This window comes from Rhodococcus spelaei (assembly GCF_006704125.1).
Lineage (GTDB): Bacteria > Actinomycetota > Actinomycetes > Mycobacteriales > Mycobacteriaceae > Rhodococcus_G > Rhodococcus_G spelaei.
This window is the reverse complement of the sequence record NZ_VIGH01000001.1, coordinates 491,762-509,026: the sequence shown is the minus strand read 5'-3', so window position 1 is coordinate 509,026 and position 17,265 is coordinate 491,762. Positions and strand designations below refer to the sequence as shown.

Annotated in this window: 14 protein-coding genes; 6 read left to right on the top strand and 8 right to left on the bottom strand. The window is 68.6% G+C overall.

Annotation, left to right across the window (positions count from 1 at the left end; genetic code table 11):
• Positions 1-58 precede the first annotated feature (58 nt).
• A complete protein-coding gene (locus FK531_RS02315; RefSeq protein ID WP_142095003.1) occupies positions 59-2,683 on the top strand; it encodes a winged helix-turn-helix domain-containing protein in 2,625 nt (874 codons plus the stop codon).
• Between the two features lie 116 nt (positions 2,684-2,799).
• On the top strand, positions 2,800-3,024 hold the full coding sequence (locus FK531_RS02310; protein WP_142095002.1) for a DUF8691 family protein: 225 nt from the start codon (positions 2,800-2,802) through the stop codon (positions 3,022-3,024).
• Here the strand turns inward: FK531_RS02310 and FK531_RS02305 are convergent.
• The 3 genes from FK531_RS02305 to FK531_RS02295 form a co-directional block, all read right to left on the bottom strand.
• On the bottom strand, positions 2,990-3,976 hold the full coding sequence (locus FK531_RS02305; protein WP_181762782.1) for a patatin-like phospholipase family protein: 987 nt from the start codon (positions 3,974-3,976) through the stop codon (positions 2,990-2,992). The two genes, FK531_RS02310 and FK531_RS02305, sit on opposite strands and share 35 nt — an antisense overlap.
• A 47-nt stretch (positions 3,977-4,023) precedes the next feature.
• Positions 4,024-4,674: a pentapeptide repeat-containing protein gene (locus FK531_RS02300; protein ID WP_220126918.1), complete on the bottom strand. Its 651-nt coding sequence runs from the start codon at positions 4,672-4,674 to the stop codon at positions 4,024-4,026.
• 225 nt (positions 4,675-4,899) lie between these two features.
• The gene (locus FK531_RS02295; RefSeq protein ID WP_181762781.1) at positions 4,900-6,588 is read right to left on the bottom strand and encodes a SulP family inorganic anion transporter; all 1,689 of its coding nucleotides are present in this window, start codon (positions 6,586-6,588) and stop codon (positions 4,900-4,902) included.
• A 217-nt stretch (positions 6,589-6,805) separates the two neighbouring features.
• On the opposite strand from FK531_RS02295, the gene leuA reads away from it, so the two are divergent.
• The gene (gene leuA, locus FK531_RS02290; RefSeq protein WP_142095000.1) at positions 6,806-8,614 is read left to right on the top strand and encodes a 2-isopropylmalate synthase; all 1,809 of its coding nucleotides are present in this window, start codon (positions 6,806-6,808) and stop codon (positions 8,612-8,614) included.
• Positions 8,615-8,733: 119 nt separating this feature from the next.
• On the top strand, positions 8,734-10,860 hold the full coding sequence (locus tag FK531_RS02285) for an oxidoreductase (RefSeq protein WP_142094999.1): 2,127 nt from the start codon (positions 8,734-8,736) through the stop codon (positions 10,858-10,860).
• Between the two features lie 62 nt (positions 10,861-10,922).
• Here the strand turns inward: FK531_RS02285 and FK531_RS02280 are convergent, their stop codons facing one another.
• The 4 genes from FK531_RS02280 to FK531_RS02265 all read right to left on the bottom strand — a co-directional run bounded on the left by FK531_RS02280 (position 10,923) and on the right by FK531_RS02265 (position 14,631).
• Positions 10,923-11,720: an oxidoreductase gene (locus FK531_RS02280; protein ID WP_142094998.1), complete on the bottom strand. Its 798-nt coding sequence runs from the start codon at positions 11,718-11,720 to the stop codon at positions 10,923-10,925.
• Between the two features lie 110 nt (positions 11,721-11,830).
• The gene (locus FK531_RS02275; protein ID WP_142094997.1) at positions 11,831-13,741 is read right to left on the bottom strand and encodes an alkyl/aryl-sulfatase; all 1,911 of its coding nucleotides are present in this window, start codon (positions 13,739-13,741) and stop codon (positions 11,831-11,833) included.
• A gap of 100 nt (positions 13,742-13,841) precedes the next feature.
• Positions 13,842-14,165, bottom strand: coding sequence for an SHOCT domain-containing protein (locus FK531_RS02270; RefSeq protein ID WP_142094996.1), 324 nt, complete (start codon positions 14,163-14,165; stop codon positions 13,842-13,844).
• Between the two features lie 40 nt (positions 14,166-14,205).
• Entirely contained in the window at positions 14,206-14,631 is a 426-nt protein-coding gene (locus FK531_RS02265) for a DUF6325 family protein (RefSeq protein ID WP_142094995.1), read from the bottom strand.
• 148 nt (positions 14,632-14,779) lie between these two features.
• Here FK531_RS02265 and FK531_RS02260 point away from each other — a divergent pair, with 148 nt between their 5' ends.
• The gene (locus tag FK531_RS02260; protein WP_142094994.1) at positions 14,780-15,154 is read left to right on the top strand and encodes an SHOCT domain-containing protein; all 375 of its coding nucleotides are present in this window, start codon (positions 14,780-14,782) and stop codon (positions 15,152-15,154) included.
• A 67-nt stretch (positions 15,155-15,221) separates the two neighbouring features.
• Here FK531_RS02260 and FK531_RS02255 read toward each other — a convergent pair whose 3' ends face one another.
• Positions 15,222-16,121: a LysR family transcriptional regulator gene (locus FK531_RS02255; RefSeq protein ID WP_142094993.1), complete on the bottom strand. Its 900-nt coding sequence runs from the start codon at positions 16,119-16,121 to the stop codon at positions 15,222-15,224.
• A 72-nt stretch (positions 16,122-16,193) separates the two neighbouring features.
• Here FK531_RS02255 and FK531_RS02250 point away from each other — a divergent pair, with 72 nt between their 5' ends.
• Positions 16,194-17,147 carry an EamA family transporter gene (locus FK531_RS02250; RefSeq protein WP_142094992.1) on the top strand — a complete coding sequence of 318 codons (954 nt, stop codon included), beginning with the start codon at positions 16,194-16,196 and terminating at the stop codon, positions 17,145-17,147.
• The last annotated feature ends 118 nt before the right edge of the window (positions 17,148-17,265 follow it).

Genomic DNA, 17,265 nt, shown 5'->3' with positions numbered 1-17,265 from the left:
GTTCGGGGGCGCGTCGGCGCACGGGCACCGGCGTGGTCACTCGTGGGGAAGAGGCCAGATGTCCGTAGCGAATTGGGATACGTACCGGGTGCGCGCACAGGTTCCGACCTACGCCCACCCGGTGATTCGACGCCAACGACTCCTCGACGAACTGACTGTCGCGATGACGACGCCGGACGCGACCGCCACGACCGTCGCATTATTGTGCGCCCCGGTCGGTTCCGGAAAGACGATGCTCCTCGCGGACTGGGCGAGGTCCGCCGCAGCCGAGGGCCCGACGGTCGCGTGGCTGACGGTCGAGGAACACGACAATGGCCGGATCGCCTTTCGCGCCGCCGCCCGTGCGGCGCTGGAGAACTCAGGCAACATCCGCGTCGCCGAGGCTCTGCGCGCAGTCCCCCCGATCGAATCCGACCAGTTTCCGGCGGCAGTCGCGGAGGTCCTGGGCGCTCTGAGCGAGCCGATCTGGATGGTGCTCGACGACGCCCATCTACTGCACGATCCCGAAACCTTGGACGAGCTAGGCACTTTCCTGCGGTGGGCGCCCACCACGCTGCGCACGATCGTCGCCGGCCGGTACGAGCCTCCCATTGCCCTGCACCGCCTCCGACTGGAGGGACGCGTCCGCGACTTCTCAATTCACGAACTCGCCTTCACCGAGGAGGAGTCGTCGATCCTGTTCTCGGAACACGGTCTTGCGCTGGATTCCGAGGACCACACCCGAATTCACGCATGCACTCAAGGATGGGCAGCTGGTCTCCGACTGGCCGCAATCAGCCTCGCGCAGCATCCCGACCCGTCCGCCATGATCGCCGACTTCACCGGGGACAGCAGGATGGTCGCCGACTACCTGGTCAACGAAGTGCTCGACTCACTCGCCGACGAGCAGCGCAACTTCGTCGTCGAGACCTCGATTCCCGATACCTTCACCGCCGAACTGGCCGAGCAACTCACCGGAAAAGTGAATGCGCACAGGCAGATCGAAGCCCTCGAGCGTGCCAGCTTTCTGATCGAGCGGGTGCCCGGATCGGCCGGCTGGTATCGATACCACCCACTGCTACGCGAGTACCTGCGAGCCGAGGTGGGACGCCAGGGACGGTGCGCCGTGGCAGACCTGGAGCTGACCGCGGCGGCCTGGTTCGCGGACGCGCACGACTCGGTCAGCGCGCTCGAGCACACCCTCCATGCCGGCGACGGACCCGCACTGATCGCGCTGCTCGAACAGTGCGGCCTACGACTGGTTCTCGGCGGTCGGGGGGACGTCGTCATCGACATACTCGACCGGGCATCTCCGTCCGTGCGCGACGACGCGTCGATGCGACTGCTGCGAGCGGCCGCCGAACTCGCCCGCGGAAATGACGCGGCCGCGACGTCCAGTCTCGGTGTACCGCAGCGCATCAACGACGACCCACCCCTCCAGCATGCGGTGCTGGAGGACTGCCTCCGACTCCAGGTCTCCATTCATTCGGGCGGGATCGAGAACGCACTCGAGGTACTCCAGGCAGATCCGGTCGGCGCGACGGGCAATCCCGAACTCGATGCTTTCGCATTGCTGCAGGAGGGAATGGCCGAGGTGTACCTCGGCAGGCTCGAGCCCGCCCGTCGTCATCTCGAGGACGCCCTCTCCACCGCTGCCGCCGCCGAGGTTCCCGCGGTCACTCTGCAGACCCTGGCCGCGCTGACCGCGGTGGCCTGCTATCAGGGTCGGTTCACCGACATGGCAGACCTCGCCCAGCGCGCAGACGCCTATGGCCGCGACCATGCGCTCACCGGCGACGTCTACTTCTCGCTCGCCCAACTGTTCGCCGCACTCGGCCACTACCTGCGAGTGGAACCCGAGTCAATGGCCCTGCTGACCTCGGAAGCTGTTCCTGCCCTGTTGATCTGCCCCGATCCCACCATAGTCCGAGCCGCGGCGTGCTTCGGCGCGGTCTTCGACTTCGAGACCTCCGGGGACCAGCACTCGGTGGCGAGTACGATCCGCGACCATGCCGGCCCGGAAGGATCGCGACCGATCCCTCCCGGCGCCACCGCCATCGTGGCGCCGTCGGTCCAGCGGGCCTTCCTCCAGGTCGGCGAGACAAGTTGGGCGGGGCGCGTCGCTGCGTTCACCGCGGCCGAGTTGGGCACGTGCGGTGAGGTGGTACTTCTCGACGGTGCCATGGCGCTGCACAACCGGCGCGCCGACGCGGCCCGGCGCGCGCTCGCGCCCGTCCTCAGCGGTGCCGTCGCCTGCGTCGCGGACACCACCAGGATCCGCGCCTGGCTGATGGAGGCACTGATCGCGCACGGGCGGCACGAGTCCGGTTCTGCCCGTGCGGCATTGGCCGAAGCCATGACGATCGCCGAGCCGCAGGAGATCCTGCGACCGTTCCACGACGGCGGCGAACCACTCCGGGACCTGTTGAACCATCACCACGGCCGCCTCGGCGCGCTCGACGACTTTGCCACCCGGGCGCGGTCGGTGATCCCGCATGCGACGGTCGCAACCGGCCTGCTCACCGCCCGGGAACTCGAACTGCTGCTCGAACTCCCGTCGTGGCGTACGGCCGAACAGATCGCGGCGGATCTCTTCGTCTCGGTCAACACCGTCAAGACCCACCTCCGGGGCATCTACCGCAAACTCGACGTGAGCAGCCGGCGGGACGCCATCACCGAGGCCCGGGTCCGCGGACTGCTCTGACCGACGCACCTTTTCACCACCGACGGGTGAGGCGCCGAACACCTCTCGGGCCGAGACTGAGTCGAATACCAGCCGGCGCGTCGCCGGCGATAGTCGACAGCAAGGAGGCTGCGTCGGTGACCCACCCCCAGCCCGCCCGTATCCGGTACGAGTTCCTCGTCCGCGGTGACCTGTCGGAACGCGTCCTGGCCGCCTTTCCCGAGCTTTCGGTGTCACAGGCGCCGCACGCATACACCGCCCTGTACGGGCCGATCGACGACGACACCCAGCTGCGCGGAATGCTCGCGCGATTCGACGCGCTCGGCATCACCGTCGTCGAGATGCGCCGCCTTCCGGATTGACGCGGCCGCATTCGGACCGGTACTTCGGCCAGTTCCAGGTACGCAAGAACTCAGTACCCGCCGACACTCCCCTGTCGTACAGCGCAGACGACTGCTCCGGACTGATCCGGAAGTCGATCGCGCTCACCACGTCGGCGGGCACGAAGACAGTCCGGCGAACGGTGCACGGATCGTCGATGTACGCAGAGTCCTGATTGCTGAGCAGGGTGTCGAGCATCGCGAGCGACAGCGAGAGCGGCCCTCCCACCGGATGAGTGGGGGGCAGGCCGGGTGGAGCGACGAGCCGGATCCCGAACGTCGGCCAGCGCGCCGCCAGGTTGTCCGGCCGGTCGAACAGGTCGATCGGGAAGTTCGACAGCAGACCGCCGTCCACCCACGTGGCGCCTCCCACGCGCACCGGCTCGAACAGGAACGGGATGGCCGCCGACGCCCGCACCGCACGTGCGATCGGGAATTCGTCGGGGTCGAGTCCGTACAGCGGGAGGTCCCAGGGGATCCGGACCAGCCGGCGCCGTGACAGGTCGCTGGCAGTGACCACCAGCGACCATTTGTACCGGATCGCGCTCTCGTCGGTCCGCAGGTCACCGAAGGTACGCACGCCGAGGTCCGCGAGGGTGCCTGCGAGGAACTTCTCCAGGTAGGCGCCCTGGTAGCGACCGTCCCACAGGATCAGTGACAGTGGTCCACCCACGAGTGGGATCCGACCGATCAGGCCCGGGTCCTCGAATTTTCGGTAGTCGAGGGTGGCCATGATGTCGTGCAGACGGGAGATGGGCTCGCCGGCATGCTGCAGGGCCGCGACCAGTGCGCTCACGATCGCCCCCGCACTGGATCCGGCGATGCGCGGGAACGTGTAGCCGGCCATGCCGAGCGCCTGTACCGCACCGACGAGCCCGATGCCGCGCACGCCGCCGCCCTCGCACACCAGATCGGCCCGCAGTGTCGCCGTCACGGGTCAACGATAGGCGCGGGTGCCCGCTGTCCGGGCGGTGTTCGGGGTTAGTTCATCCCGCTGATGTTGGTGGAGCCGGTCACGGCGGAACCGATCAGCGGCTGCAGCGGCGCAGGAACCTGGGCGGTGTTGCCCATGCCACTGATGTTGGTCGAGCCCGTCACGGCCGAGCCGAACAGCGGCGAGTTCGGGTCCCGCTCGGGGGTCGTGGGTGTGGTCGGAGTGCTCGGCGTGGTCGGGTCGGTGGCCCCGGTGATCGCACCGGTCAGGTCCGCGGAGTCTGCGCCCGTCAAGGTCGCGCCGACCACATTGGCTCCGTGCAGGTTCGCGCCCTTGAGCTTGGCACCGGTCAGGTTCGCGTCGGTGAGGGTCGCGCTGAGGAGGGTCGCAGACTCGAGGTTCGCCCCCGACAGGTTCACCTTCGGCGCGTAGGCGAGGTAGAGGTAGGCGCCGGACAGGTTCGCCCCGGACAGGTTCGCGCCGGACAGGGTGGCCCCCAGCAGGTTGGCGCCGGACAGGTTCGCCCCGGTCAGGTCGATCCCGGCGAGACTCGCGCCGGCCAGGTTCGCACCCGCGCAGTTCGTGAAGTGCGCGGCGGTCGGCGCCGAGACGATGGTGCAGGTGCCGACGACGGTGTCCGCGCTCGCGGCCGGTGCCGCCACGGCCGCTGCGGCCAGAGCCAGGCCGGCACCCGCCACTACTGTGCCGATGTGAGTCGCAACGCGACGTCGCCGAGAGCCGATCCGAACTGTGCCGTTCACCAACGCCGACATACACAACTCACTTCCGCGAAAACCACCGGTCAGGGGGCCGAATCCACCCTGACCGGCACACAGTAGCCAACGGACCGGGCGGCTGCTTGTGTTTTGTGAAACAAGCGTCCAGGACTTGGACAATCGCCCAGATCGGACGGTGATCCAGGCTCAGATCTTGCGCACCAGCCGCCGTTCGGCGGCCTCGAAGGCACTGAGCGTGGACTCGCCGAGACGACTCGTCGCCTCGAAGGTCTCGAGGATGACCCCCTGACTGTCGAGGCGCTCCTGGTCCCAGTACGCGAGCGCCTCGGGGGTGAGTCCGCTGAGGTAGAGCCGTCCGCCACGGCGGTCCAACTTCGCGGAGTAGTCGGCGATCACCTTGAAGAAGGTCGCCCCCAGCGTGGTCCTCCCCCGCAGCCGCAGGACTACCTCCGGAGACTCCGCCTCGCCGGGGTCGGGCAGTCGGACCTGGAGGGTCTTGGCACCAGCGTAGAAGAGGCTGCCGTACACGTCGAGCACCACAACCTCTCTGCTGCGCAACATCTTCGGGGCCGCTTCCTCGCCGAGCCCACCGCCGTCTGCCGGCACCAGTCGCACCACCTTCAGGTCCACGGCCTCCTGGTTCAGTTGCAGCAACAGCGACAGCGCGACGCCGATACCCACTGCCGCGGTGACCGGAAGCAAGAGCGTCGCAAGGAATGTGGTGACCAGAGCGATGATCGAACTCGGCCCGCTCCGCAGGATCGACGTGATCTGGGCGGGCCGGATGGACCCGACGGCAGCGAAGATCAACACCGCCGCGAGCGTCGGCATGGGCACCTTGCCGACCAGTCCCGAGAACACCACGAGGATGATCAGCATCCACACTCCGGACAGCACTGCCGCCCAACGACTTCGGGCCCCGGCGGTCTCGTTGAGGGCCGTCTGCCCCACCGACCCGCCGACCGGCATGCCCCCGAACAGGGCGGAGCCGATGTTGCCGATTCCCTGTGCGGAGAAGTCCTGATTGGTTCGTGAGCGGGTGCCGTCCCGGTTCGGTGCCGCCTCCGCCACGCCCGCACCCTGCACCAGCACGATGGCCGCGACCGCCAGCCCGCCGCCGATCAGCGACGGCGAGAGCAGTCCGAGGTCCGGGATCTGCGGCAGCGGGATCCCGGTCGGGATGGCCCCGACGTCGGCCACCCGCGCCACGCCGTCGAGTCCGAACCCGATCACCACGAGGCAGGGCACCACCAGCGCGATGAGCGCGCTGAACAGTGCCAGCCGGGTCCGGGCCAGCCCGACCAACAACAGCAGCGCGAGAACTCCCGTCACCAGCGACGCCAGGTCGATGCGGGTCGGGTTGGTGATCACGTCGAAAGCCTTCGCGATCGCGACCGACCCGCTCGCACTCGCCCCGGTGAAGTCCGCGATCTGGCCGAACATGATGTTGACCGCGATACCGGTGAGAAATCCGGTCATCACCGAATGCGAGACGAATCGGGTGTACCGGCCGAGCCGCAGCAGTGCGGCCGCGATCATGACCAGGCCCGCGACCAGGGTGAGCAGGATCAGCGCATCCGAGCGGTCCGCCTCCGGCACCTCGGCCAATGCCGAACCGGCCGCCAGCGCCGACGCGCTGGTCGTGGTCACCACCATGAGCTTGGTGCTGGTCTGCATGCCCCCGAACAGTGGTCCGGCGAAGCTGGCGTACAGCCCGTGCACCGGACTGACGCCGGCCAGCACTCCCGACGCCATTCCGTCGGGAACGCTGCTGATCGCGCCGGGGATCGCGGCGACCACGTCGGCCTTGAGGAACTTCCGCTCCGGCATGCGGTCGCGGAGCCACCCGACCACCGCGGGGCGTATCGACACCATCGCCTCAGCCTGGTGGTTCGTGCGACGCCGGGCATCATTCGTCGCGGGTGAAGGCCCGGCAGATCGCGGTGGCAGGTAGACTGCCGTACATGCAGCGGGCGCTCCTTCTTCATCGCCGCGACGGGGTCTGATCCAGACTGGCTTCCCGTCGCGGGGTTCAGTCGCGCCGGTCGATTCACCTTTGGACTACCCGTCCCCTCATTTCGGAGATTCGTCAATGTCACCCGCCGACGCTTTTACATCCGGATCGCGCACCATCACGCCGCCGTCCAAGCCCGCACCCGCCGATCAGCCCGGGTGGAACACGCAGAAGAACTCGTCGATGCCGACGTTCCGGTACCGCCCGTTCGCCGAGGAGGTCGAGGCGGTCACGCTGCCCGACCGCACCTGGCCGGACAAGATCATCGACCGTGCACCGCAGTGGTGCGCCGTCGACCTGCGGGACGGCAACCAGGCCTTGATCGACCCGATGAGTCCGGCCCGCAAGCGCCGCATGTTCGACCTGCTGGTGCGGATGGGCTACAAGGAGATCGAGGTCGGGTTCCCGTCGGCGAGCCAGACCGACTTCGACTTCGTCCGCGAGATCATCGAGGACGGCGCCATTCCGTCCGACGTCACCATCCAGGTGCTGACCCAGTCGCGGCCGGAGCTGATCACCCGCACCTTCGAGGCGTGCGAGGGCGCCGAGAACGTCATCGTGCACTTCTACAACTCCACCTCGATCCTGCAGCGCCGGGTGGTCTTCCGCGCCGACAAGGACGCGATCAAGAAGATCGCCACCGACGCCGCCGCGCTGGTCCTGGAGGAGGCGAAGAAGTACCCGGACACCAACTGGCGGTGGGAGTACTCGCCCGAGTCCTACACCGGCACCGAACTCTCCTACGCCAAGGAGGTCTGTGACGCGGTCACAGAGACCCTCGGCGCCACCCCGGACAAGCCGGTCATCCTGAACCTGCCCGCCACCGTCGAGATGGCGACGCCGAACGTGTACGCCGACTCGATCGAGTGGATGCACCGCAACCTGGCGCGCCGCGACTCGGTGATCCTGTCGCTGCACCCGCACAACGATCGGGGCACCGGCGTCGCCGCCGCCGAGCTCGGCTACCAGGCCGGTGCCGACCGCATCGAGGGCTGCCTGTTCGGCAACGGCGAGCGCACCGGCAACGTCTGCCTGGTGACGCTGGGTCTGAACATGTTCACCCGCGGCGTCGACCCGCAGATCGACTTCTCGAACATCGACGAGATCCGTCGCACGGTCGAGTACTGCAACCAGCTGCCCGTCGCCGAGCGGCACCCGTACGGCGGCGACCTGGTCTACACCGCGTTCTCGGGCAGCCACCAGGACGCGATCAACAAGGGTCTCGACGACATGAAGTTCTCGGCGGACGCGCAGGACGCGGACGTCGACGACATCGTCTGGCAGGTGCCCTACCTGCCGATCGACCCCAAGGACGTGGGCCGCACCTACGAGGCCGTCATCCGGGTCAACTCGCAGTCCGGCAAGGGCGGCGTCGCGTACATCATGAAGGCGGACCACGGTCTGGTGCTGCCCCGTCGCCTGCAGATGGAGTTCTCGCAGTCGGTGCAGAAGATCACCGACGGTGAGGGCGGCGAGGTCTCGCCGAAGGAGATGTGGGACGTCTTCAACGAGGAGTACCTCGCCCCGATCGTGCCGCTCGAGCGGATGCGGCAGAAGGTGACAGCCTCCGAGGTGGACGGCGGCACCGACGCCATCACCGCGGTGGTCAAGGTCGACGGCAAGGAACACGAGATCTCCGGCACCGGCAACGGCCCGCTGGCCTCCTTCGTCGACGCCATCTCCACGATCGGGTTCGACGTGCGGGTGCTCGACTACAGCGAGCACGCCATGTCGGCCGGCGACGACGCGCAGGCCGCCGCCTACGTGGAGGCCGCGGTCACCACCCCCGACGGCGGCAGCAAGGTCGTCTGGGGTGTCGGCGTCGCCACCTCGATCACCACCGCGTCGCTGCGGGCGGTCGTCTCGGCGGTCAACCGGGCGTACTGAGCTCACCTGTCCAGTGAGGGGCCGCACCCGTTGGGTGCGGCCCCTCACTGCGTTGCGAACTGGTCCCGTTGACCGGGAAGTCGGCACACACCGTGCACACCTGTCAATAGCTTCGACTCGTGACGACCGGCAACCAGACATACACGCATCTCCTCGCACCCGGCACGATCGGGCCGATGACCCTCGACAACCGGGTCGTCCTGCCCGCGATGGACATGAACCTGTGCGAGGACGGCGAGATCCACCAGGGCGACATCGACCACTTCGTGGCGCGCGCTGCCGGCGGCACCGGACTGATCATCACGGGTTGCGCCGCGGTGGCCTACCCGATGGGCTGCACCAGCCGCAAGGAGCCCGGCCTGTCCGAGGACCGGTTCATCCCCGGACTCAAGGCCCTCGCCGACGCGGTCCACGAGGCCGGCAGCAAGCTCTGCGTGCAGATGGTGCACCACGGCAAGGTCGCCCGCATCGACAACCTCGACGGCCGCCCCCAGCTGGTGCCGTCCAAGCCGAAGCCGCCCGGCGACATGAGCGCCATGGCCGACTGCACCCCCGAGGAACTCGGGAAGATGGCCGCCATCCAGGAGGGCAAGCGGGCCACGTACCACGAGGCCACCCAGGAGGACCTCGACTGGCTGGTCGGAATGTTCGCCGACGCCGCGGGCCGGGTGCTGGCCGCCGGAGGTGACGCGGTCGAGATCCATTGCGCCCACAACTACATCCTCGGCGGGTTCCTGAGCCTCTACTCGAACCAGCGCACCGACGAGTACGGCGGATCGCTGGAGAACCGCGCCCGGCTCGCGTGTGAGGTGATCCGCGCGGTCAAGGAGAGGGTGGGCGACGGCCTTGCGATCATCGTGCGCGTCGCCGGCCAGGAGTACGGCGAGTCCGACGGCCTGACCCCCGCCGAGGCAGCCGCCGCGGCCGCCCTGTTCGAGAAGGCCGGCGCGGACGCCATCCACGTCACGGGGACCGCGCTGAACGCGTTCGCGAACTTCACCGACGGCCCGCTGCCCAACACCGTCGGCTACTACACCGCCAACGCGGCGGTCGTGAAGCGCGCGGTGTCGATTCCGGTCATCACGGTCGGCCGGATGCTTCCCGAGGTCAGCGAGAAGATGATCGCCGAGGGCCACACCGATTTCGCCGCGATGGGCCGCCAGCTGCTGGCCGACCCCGGCCTGGTGAACAAGCTCAAGGCGGGCCGCGCCGAGCAGGTCCGTCCCTGCATCAACTGCTACGTGTGCGTGCAGGAGAACTTCTGGGACGAGGCACCGCTCTGCGCGGTCAACCCCACGCTCGGCAACGAGACCCTGCTGCCGTTCCCTGCGATCAAGGCCCGCAAGCACGTGGTCGTCGTCGGCTCCGGCCCGGGCGGCCTCGAGTCCGCCCGTGTCGCCGCCGAGCGGGGCCACCGCGTCACGGTCCTCGAGAAGTCCGACCGCCTCGGCGGCACCCTGTGGTTCTCCAGCCTCACCACCCCCGACAACGGACGCCTCCTCGACTGGCTGGTGGGCGAGACCAAGCGGCTCGGCGTCGAGGTCCGGCTGAACACCCCGGCCACGGCCGCGTCGGTCCAGGCGCTCGCACCCGACGCCGTGGTCGTCGCGACCGGAGCGGTGCGCGACCGCCCGGACGTGCCCGGCGGCAACCTGCCGCACGTGCAGACCGGCGACACCATGCGCGCGCTGATGACCGGATCCGGTGACGTCTCCGACCAGTCACCGCTCTTCCGGGTCCTGGGCCAGGTGGCCGGCCTGACCGGAATCACCAAGAGCGCGCCGCGGATTCGTGACCTCAGCGGCCGGTTCCTCAGGTTCCTGCCGATGGCCCGCAACGTCGTGGTGATCGGCGGCTCCCTGGTCGGCCTCGAGCTCGCCGAGTTCCTGGCCGAACGCGGCAGCCGCGTCACCCTGATCGAGGAGGGCCAGCAGCTCGGCATCCCGATGGCGATGCCGCGCCGCTGGACCGCCGTCAAGCACGCCCGCGAGGTGGGGGTGAACATCCACCGCAAGGCGACGGTCACGCGCATCACCCGCAAGACCGTCGAGTTCACCGCCGGCGGCGAGACCCTCACCGTGCCGGCCTCGCTGGTCGTGGTGGCCACCGGGGTGTCGGCGGCGGCACCGCTGGCCGACGCCCTCGCCGCGGCCGGCGTCGACGTCCGCGTCGTCGGCGACGCAGGCTCGGTCGACTACATCGAGGGCGCAATGCACTCGGCGTGGAAGGTCGCTGCCACGCTCTGAGCGGCTCCGCCGCCTGTGCGCGCGGTGTACCCCGGTTGGGGTACACCGCGCGCACAGTTCGTTCAGGCCAAGGACTTCAGCATCCCGCCGTCGATCACGTAGTCGGCACCGGTGATGTTCCCGGCCCGGTCGGAGGCGAGGAACAGCACCAGGTCCGCCACCTCCGACGGCTCGCTGATCCGGCCCGTGGTGATCCCCATCGTTTCCGGCAGCATCCGGTTCATGACGTCGTCCACCGTGGTGCCCGCCTGGTCCGCGAACATGTGGGCGAATCCGCCCGGCGCGGTCCACAGCGGAGTACGCACCGGTCCCGGCGAGACTGTGTTGACCCGGATGCCCTTCGGCGCGAACTCCTCCGAGAGGGCCTTGCCGAAGTTGCTCAGGGCGGCCTTCGCCGCGCTGTAAGGCGCGATCATGCCTGCGGGCAACCGGGCGTTGAGCGACCCGATGTTGACGATGGCGCCGCCCCCACGGCCCTCCATGGCCGGGATCGCGGCACGCACCGACCGCACGGCACTGAAGAAGGTGACGTCGAAGATCCGCTGCCACTGCTCGTCCGTGAAGCCGACGATCGACTCCGCCGGTTCGCTGGCGCCGACGTTGTTCACCAGGATGTCGACGCCGCCGTATGCCTCCTGCGCCGCTCGGATCAGTTCCGCGGGTCCGTTCGCGGTCGCGAGATCGACGGGTACCACCGTGACCCCGCGCTCCGCGACGAGCACATCGAGCTCCGGAGTGCTGCCCCGCGATCCGACCACCACGCTCGCACCTTCGGCCGCGAGCGCCGCGGTGATCGCGAGCCCAATTCCCTTGCTACCACCGGTGACAACCGCTGTCTTGTTCTTCAACGTGAGTTCCATGAGAACTAATCTCGCAGCACTCGACGCACCTGTCTGGCGGCTTTCGGACACCGCGTTTCGGCCGACTCCTCAGCAGGAACGATCGCGCGTCGCCCCCACGACCCAGCGCCCTACGGGGTCACGATGGCGAAATCCGGGTCCGGGTCGTCGAGGTAGCCGGCGAGTTCCGCCAGCTTCGCCAGGTCGCCCTCGGCGACGACGCTGCCGTCGCCGATCGCCGTCGGCAGGTCCACGCCGCCTACCAGGACACCGAGCAGCATCGGCCGAGCCAACGTGAATGTGGCGTCGGCAGCGGTGGATTCGCCGTCGACTCCCGCATCGTCGACGTCCCAGTGCACCAGCAGCCCGTTGCGCAGTTCGGTCCGGTGCACGACGTTCTCGTCGGTGATCTTCCAGTCGATGACGATGCGCGCCGACCAGGCCCGCGGTCCGTCGATCCGCAGTGACATCGCGTCGAACACCTGCTCCACCGTGAGCGCGGCTGCGATGTCCTGCGCCGAGGTCGTGGTCGGCGTCCCCACCGGACCGTTGCGCAGCTCGTATGCTCCCGTCAGGAAGAAGTTCCGCCAGGTGCCGTTCTCGGCTCCGTAGCCGAGCTGTTCGAGGGTGTCGGCCTGCAGCGCCCGCGCCTCCGCGTTGTCGGGCTCCGCGAAGATCACGTAGTTCACCACCTGCGCGGTCCAACGGAAATCCCCGGCCGCGAACGACTCCCGGGCCTTGCGCAGCACCTCGGGCGATCCGCCCATGAACTCGACGTGCCGCTTCGCCGACTCGACCGGAGGATGTTCCCACAAGTGTGCGGGATTACCGTCGAACCAGCCCATGTAGCGCTGGTAGATGGCCTTGACGTTGTGACTGATCGAACCGTAGTAGCCGTGCGTGTGCCAGGCCTGTGCCACGGCGGGCGGCAGCTCGAACTCCTCGGCGATCTCGATTCCGGTGTGACCCTTGTTGATCCGGCGCAGCGTCTGATCGTGCAGGTAGCCGTAGAGGTCCCGCTGCACGGACAGGAACTCGGTGAGGCGCTCGGTGCCCCAGGTCGGCCAGTGGTGCGAGGCGAACAGGACGTCCGACTTCGCGGCGTATTTGTTGATCGACTCGGTCAGGTATTTGGACCACACGTGCGGGTCGCGGACGACCGCGCCGCGCAGGGTCAGCAGGTTGTGCAGCGTGTGGGTCGCGTTCTCCGCCATGCACAGCGCGCGCAGGTCCGGGAAGTAGAAGTTCATCTCGGCGGGCGCCTCGGTACCCGGCGTCATCTGGAACTCGATGCGCACCCCGTCGATGGTGTCCATCTGGCCCGTCTTCGACACGTGCACAGTCGGATTGATGAGTGTCGGAGTTCCGGTGGAGGTGGTCTGCCCGAGGCCGGCGCCGATCGCGCCGCGAGGTCCGCGGGGCAGCGCTGCGCCGTACATGTACGCCGCTCGCCGACCCATTGCCGTTCCCGCGTAGACGTTCTCCGCGACGGCATGCTCGACGAGCCCGGCCGGGGCGACGATCACGCAGCGGCCCGCCGCCACGTCCTCCGCGGTGGTGACGCCCTTGACTCCGCCGAAGTGGTCGATGTGCGAGTGGGTGTAGATCACGGCGACGACCGGCCGGTCGCCGCGATGCTCGCGGTAGAGCGCGAGCGCCGCCGCGGCGGTCTCTGCGGAGATCAGCGGGTCTATGACGATGACCCCGGCCTCGCCTTCGACCAGAGTCATGTTCGACAGGTCCAGTCCGCGGACCTGGTAGATCCGCTCGGTGACCTCGTACAGTCCCTGCTTCGCGACCAGTCCGGACTGACGCCAGAGGCTCGGATTCGCGGTCGGCGGGCACGGTTCATCCAGGAATGCGTAGGAGTCGTTGTCCCACACCACCGTTCCGTCGTCGGCCGTGACCACTCCGGGGACCAGCGCAGCGATGAACCCGCGTTCGGCGTCCGCCAGGTCGGACTCGTCGGAGAACGGAAGACTGCCCGCCACTGCCGAATTGCCTGTTTCGATCGCCGTGGTCGCATCGTGAGGAGTCGTCATCGGTGAATACCTCCCGCTCAGGGTGCCTGCGCTTCGAGGAACTGTGCGCGCCCTGCACCCCAGGCGGGGTACAACGCGCGCACGGGCGGCGGAGCCGCGACTATCCGAGCAACTTCGCCTTGGCTGCGGCGAACTCGTCGTCGGTCAGCACACCCGACTGATGCAGCTGCCCTAGTTGCTGCAGCTTGGCGATGAGATCGTCGCCAGCGGGCGCCGCCGTCTCGGGCTCGGGCGGCAAGGGCGGGTAGTTCTGCTGCTGTGCCTGCGCCTGCTGCTGCGCATAGGCCTGCTGCTCCGCCGCCTTCTGCTGCGCCCGACGGTCGACTGCATTCGCTGTCGCACGCGCCGTCCCCGCGACCACCGCGGTACGCGCGACCGTGCCGAGCAATCCGGGACGTCCGACGCGTCCTGCCCTGAAAACCATGGGAATCTCCTGTCGAGAAATGAGTGAGTCGGTGTCGTGGTCAGAGCGCCGCGTCGAGCGCGGCGAGGACGTCGTCCCTCGGGATCTGCACGTGCAGCGCCACCTCCCCACCCGCCGCGCCGACGGCGGTGGCGACGTTGCGGGCCCAGGACTCCTCGTAGACCACCACTGCCGCCGAGGTACCCGGTTCGAGCGAGTCGCGAACCACGTCGAGGTCCTCGTCGCTGATCAGCGCCTTCGCCTCGATCGACAGGATCGCGAGTCCGATGTCGTCGAGGTCCTCGTCGACGTCAACCTGGGTGACGTTCCCAGCCTCGTCCTTGGCGATGTAGACGAGGTCGAGGAGGGTGACGTACCCCTGTGCCACCACCTCCTGGATGGCCTGAATTGTCGCCTCGTCCACCCGGGAGCCGGGAAAGGTCAGTACGACCAACTCCACCGGACCGATGTTCACTGCCTGAGTCATGTGGTCCATTCTGCGTGATTCCGCGGCGCAGGGTGCGGCTAAATCCCACGAACATCGGGTTTTTCACCTCCGAAGAGTGAGGCGAACTCCCCTTCGATCTGCAATCCTCAGGCGAACAATCGAATCGAAACGTGAAGCGAGGACGCACATGTCTTTCTGGGACATCATCTGGTACATCATCGTCAGTTTCGCGTTCATCGCGTACCTGATGCTGCTCTTCTCGATCATCGGCGACCTGTTCCGCGACGAGAAGGCCTCGGGCTGGGTCAAGGCGATCTGGGTCGTCTTCCTCATCTTCGTGCCGTTCCTCACCGCACTCGTCTACCTGATCGTCAACGGCGACAAGATGACGAAGCGTTCGGTGCGAGCGGCGCAGCACGCCAAGGACCAGCAGGACGCGTACATCCGGCAGGTCGCTGGGAAGTCGCCCGCCGAGCACATCGCGGACGCGAAGGCACTGCTCGACAACGGCACCATCACCGAGGCGGAGTTCCAGGCACTCAAGGCGAAGGCACTCGCGTAGCGACCGCCGACCGTCGCGACGAGAACTCCGGGTGCTTCGGCGCCCGGAGTTCTCTCGTTCTCGGTCGCTAACTCGCGGTGGAGACCCCGGCGGCCGCGGACCGGAATGCGTCCAGCACCGCGAGCACGGCCGGCCGCTCGACCGCCGCCGGGCGGGTCGCGAGCTCGTAGATCCGGGCCGCGCGCACACCTGCCAGACGCTTGCTCACCAGGCCGCGATGGGACGGCACGTACCGGGGCATCAGCGCGACGCCGTGACCGCCGAGGACGAGTTCCTCGATCACCCGAAAGTCGTTGATCCGCTGCACGACCCGCGGTTGCACGCCGGTCGCGGCGGCCACCGACTGCAGCACGTCGTCGACGGGGAATCCGCCGCGCACGCTGATCCAGCTCTCCTCGGCCAGCTCGTCGAGGCCCACCGCGGGCCTGCCCGCCAACGCGTGGTCCGGCGGCAGCACCAGGTCGATCGGTTCGCGCAGGATCGGCTCGAGCCGCACCCGCGGTGAGATCAGCGACGGCGCGCGCTCGTCGCGGTGCGTGAGGATCACGTCGAAGTCCGCCAGCAACTGAGGCACCGACGAGGCGGGCTCGTCCACGTCCTGCGCGTCGATCTCGACTCCCGACTCCGCGATCCGGGACAGCACCCGCGGCAGCAGCAGCGCCGCACCGGACGGGAACATCGCCACCCGAACCCGACCCCGCGGCGAGCGGCGGTACGACGCCATCTCCGCGTCCGCCCGGGCCAGCGCCGCGAGCACGTCCTCCGCGCGCAGGACCAGGGCCTGGCCGGCGTCGGTCAGTCGCAGGCGCCGGCCGTCCGGCTCGAGAATCGGCACCCCGGCCTCCCGCGCGAGGATCTTGAGCTGCTGGGAGACCGCCGACGGCGTGAGCGACAGGGCCGCCGCGGTGGCGGAGACGGTGCCGCGATCGGCAAGCTCGCGCAACACTCGCAAGCGTTCGACATCCATGTAGGAACGCTACAACAATGATGTGTGAATATTCGATTGTTCTGACGCTTACGACCACCCACGATGGATCGCATGACCAACCGCGACCGCCTGCTCGGACTCACCGTCGCGCTGCTGTGGGGGCTGAACTTCCTGGCCATCCGCATCGGCCTCGACCACTTCCCGCCGTTCTTCTTCGCGGCCCTGCGGTTCCTGGTCATCGCGATCCCGGTGGTGCTGTTCGTGCCGCGCCCGAACGTGCCGATCCGCTGGCTCCTGCTGTACGGGGTCGGCTTCGGCGTGCTGCAGTTCGCGTTCCTGTTCTGGGCGATGAACACCGGCATGCCCACCGGACTGGCCTCGCTGGTTCTGCAGTCGTCGGCGCCGTTCACCGTGCTGCTCGGTGCGGCGCTGCTCGGCGAGCGGGTCAGCCGCAGGCAGGCGCTGGGGATCCTGGTCGCGATGGCGGGCATGGCGACCATCGGCTGGGACCGACTGCACACCGCCGGGAACGCGTCGACCGCCCTGCTTCCGGTGCTGCTCACGCTGCTCGGCGGCCTCGGCTGGGCGCTGGGGAACATCGGCAGCCGCCAGGCCAGGCCGGACAACCCGATGCGCCTGACGCTGTGGATGGCGGTGATCCCGCCGCTGCCGATGCTCGTGGTGTCCGCCGTCGTGGAGGGTCCGACCGCCGGCGTACACGCGCTGCGCGACTCCCTCAGTGTCAACGGTTGGCCCGCACTGGCCGCGCTCGCGTACATCGCCGTGCTCGCGACCGTCGTCGGGTCCGGATTGTGGACCTATCTGATGAGCCGCCATCCCGCCGGGGTGGTCGCGCCCTTCTCACTGCTGGTGCCGATCGTCGGGATCGCGGCGGCCTGGCTGGTGCTCGGCGAGCGACCCAGCGCGTTGTCCCTGGTAGGGGCGGCGGTCGTGGTGGTGGGCTGCCTCGGCGGGATGGCCCGCGCGACCGTGTCGACCGCACCGAGGCCCACTCCCCCGATCGCCGCCGTGACGCTGCCCACCCCGGTGGCGGCGCGCCCCTGAGCGCCGACGGCCGGTGTGGAAAACTCTGCCCGTGGCACTTAGCGATCATGGGGCGAGCAGCCCGAGCAGTCCTGGGACGACCGGCCCCGGAACCCGATTCTCCGCGCGCGGACGCCTC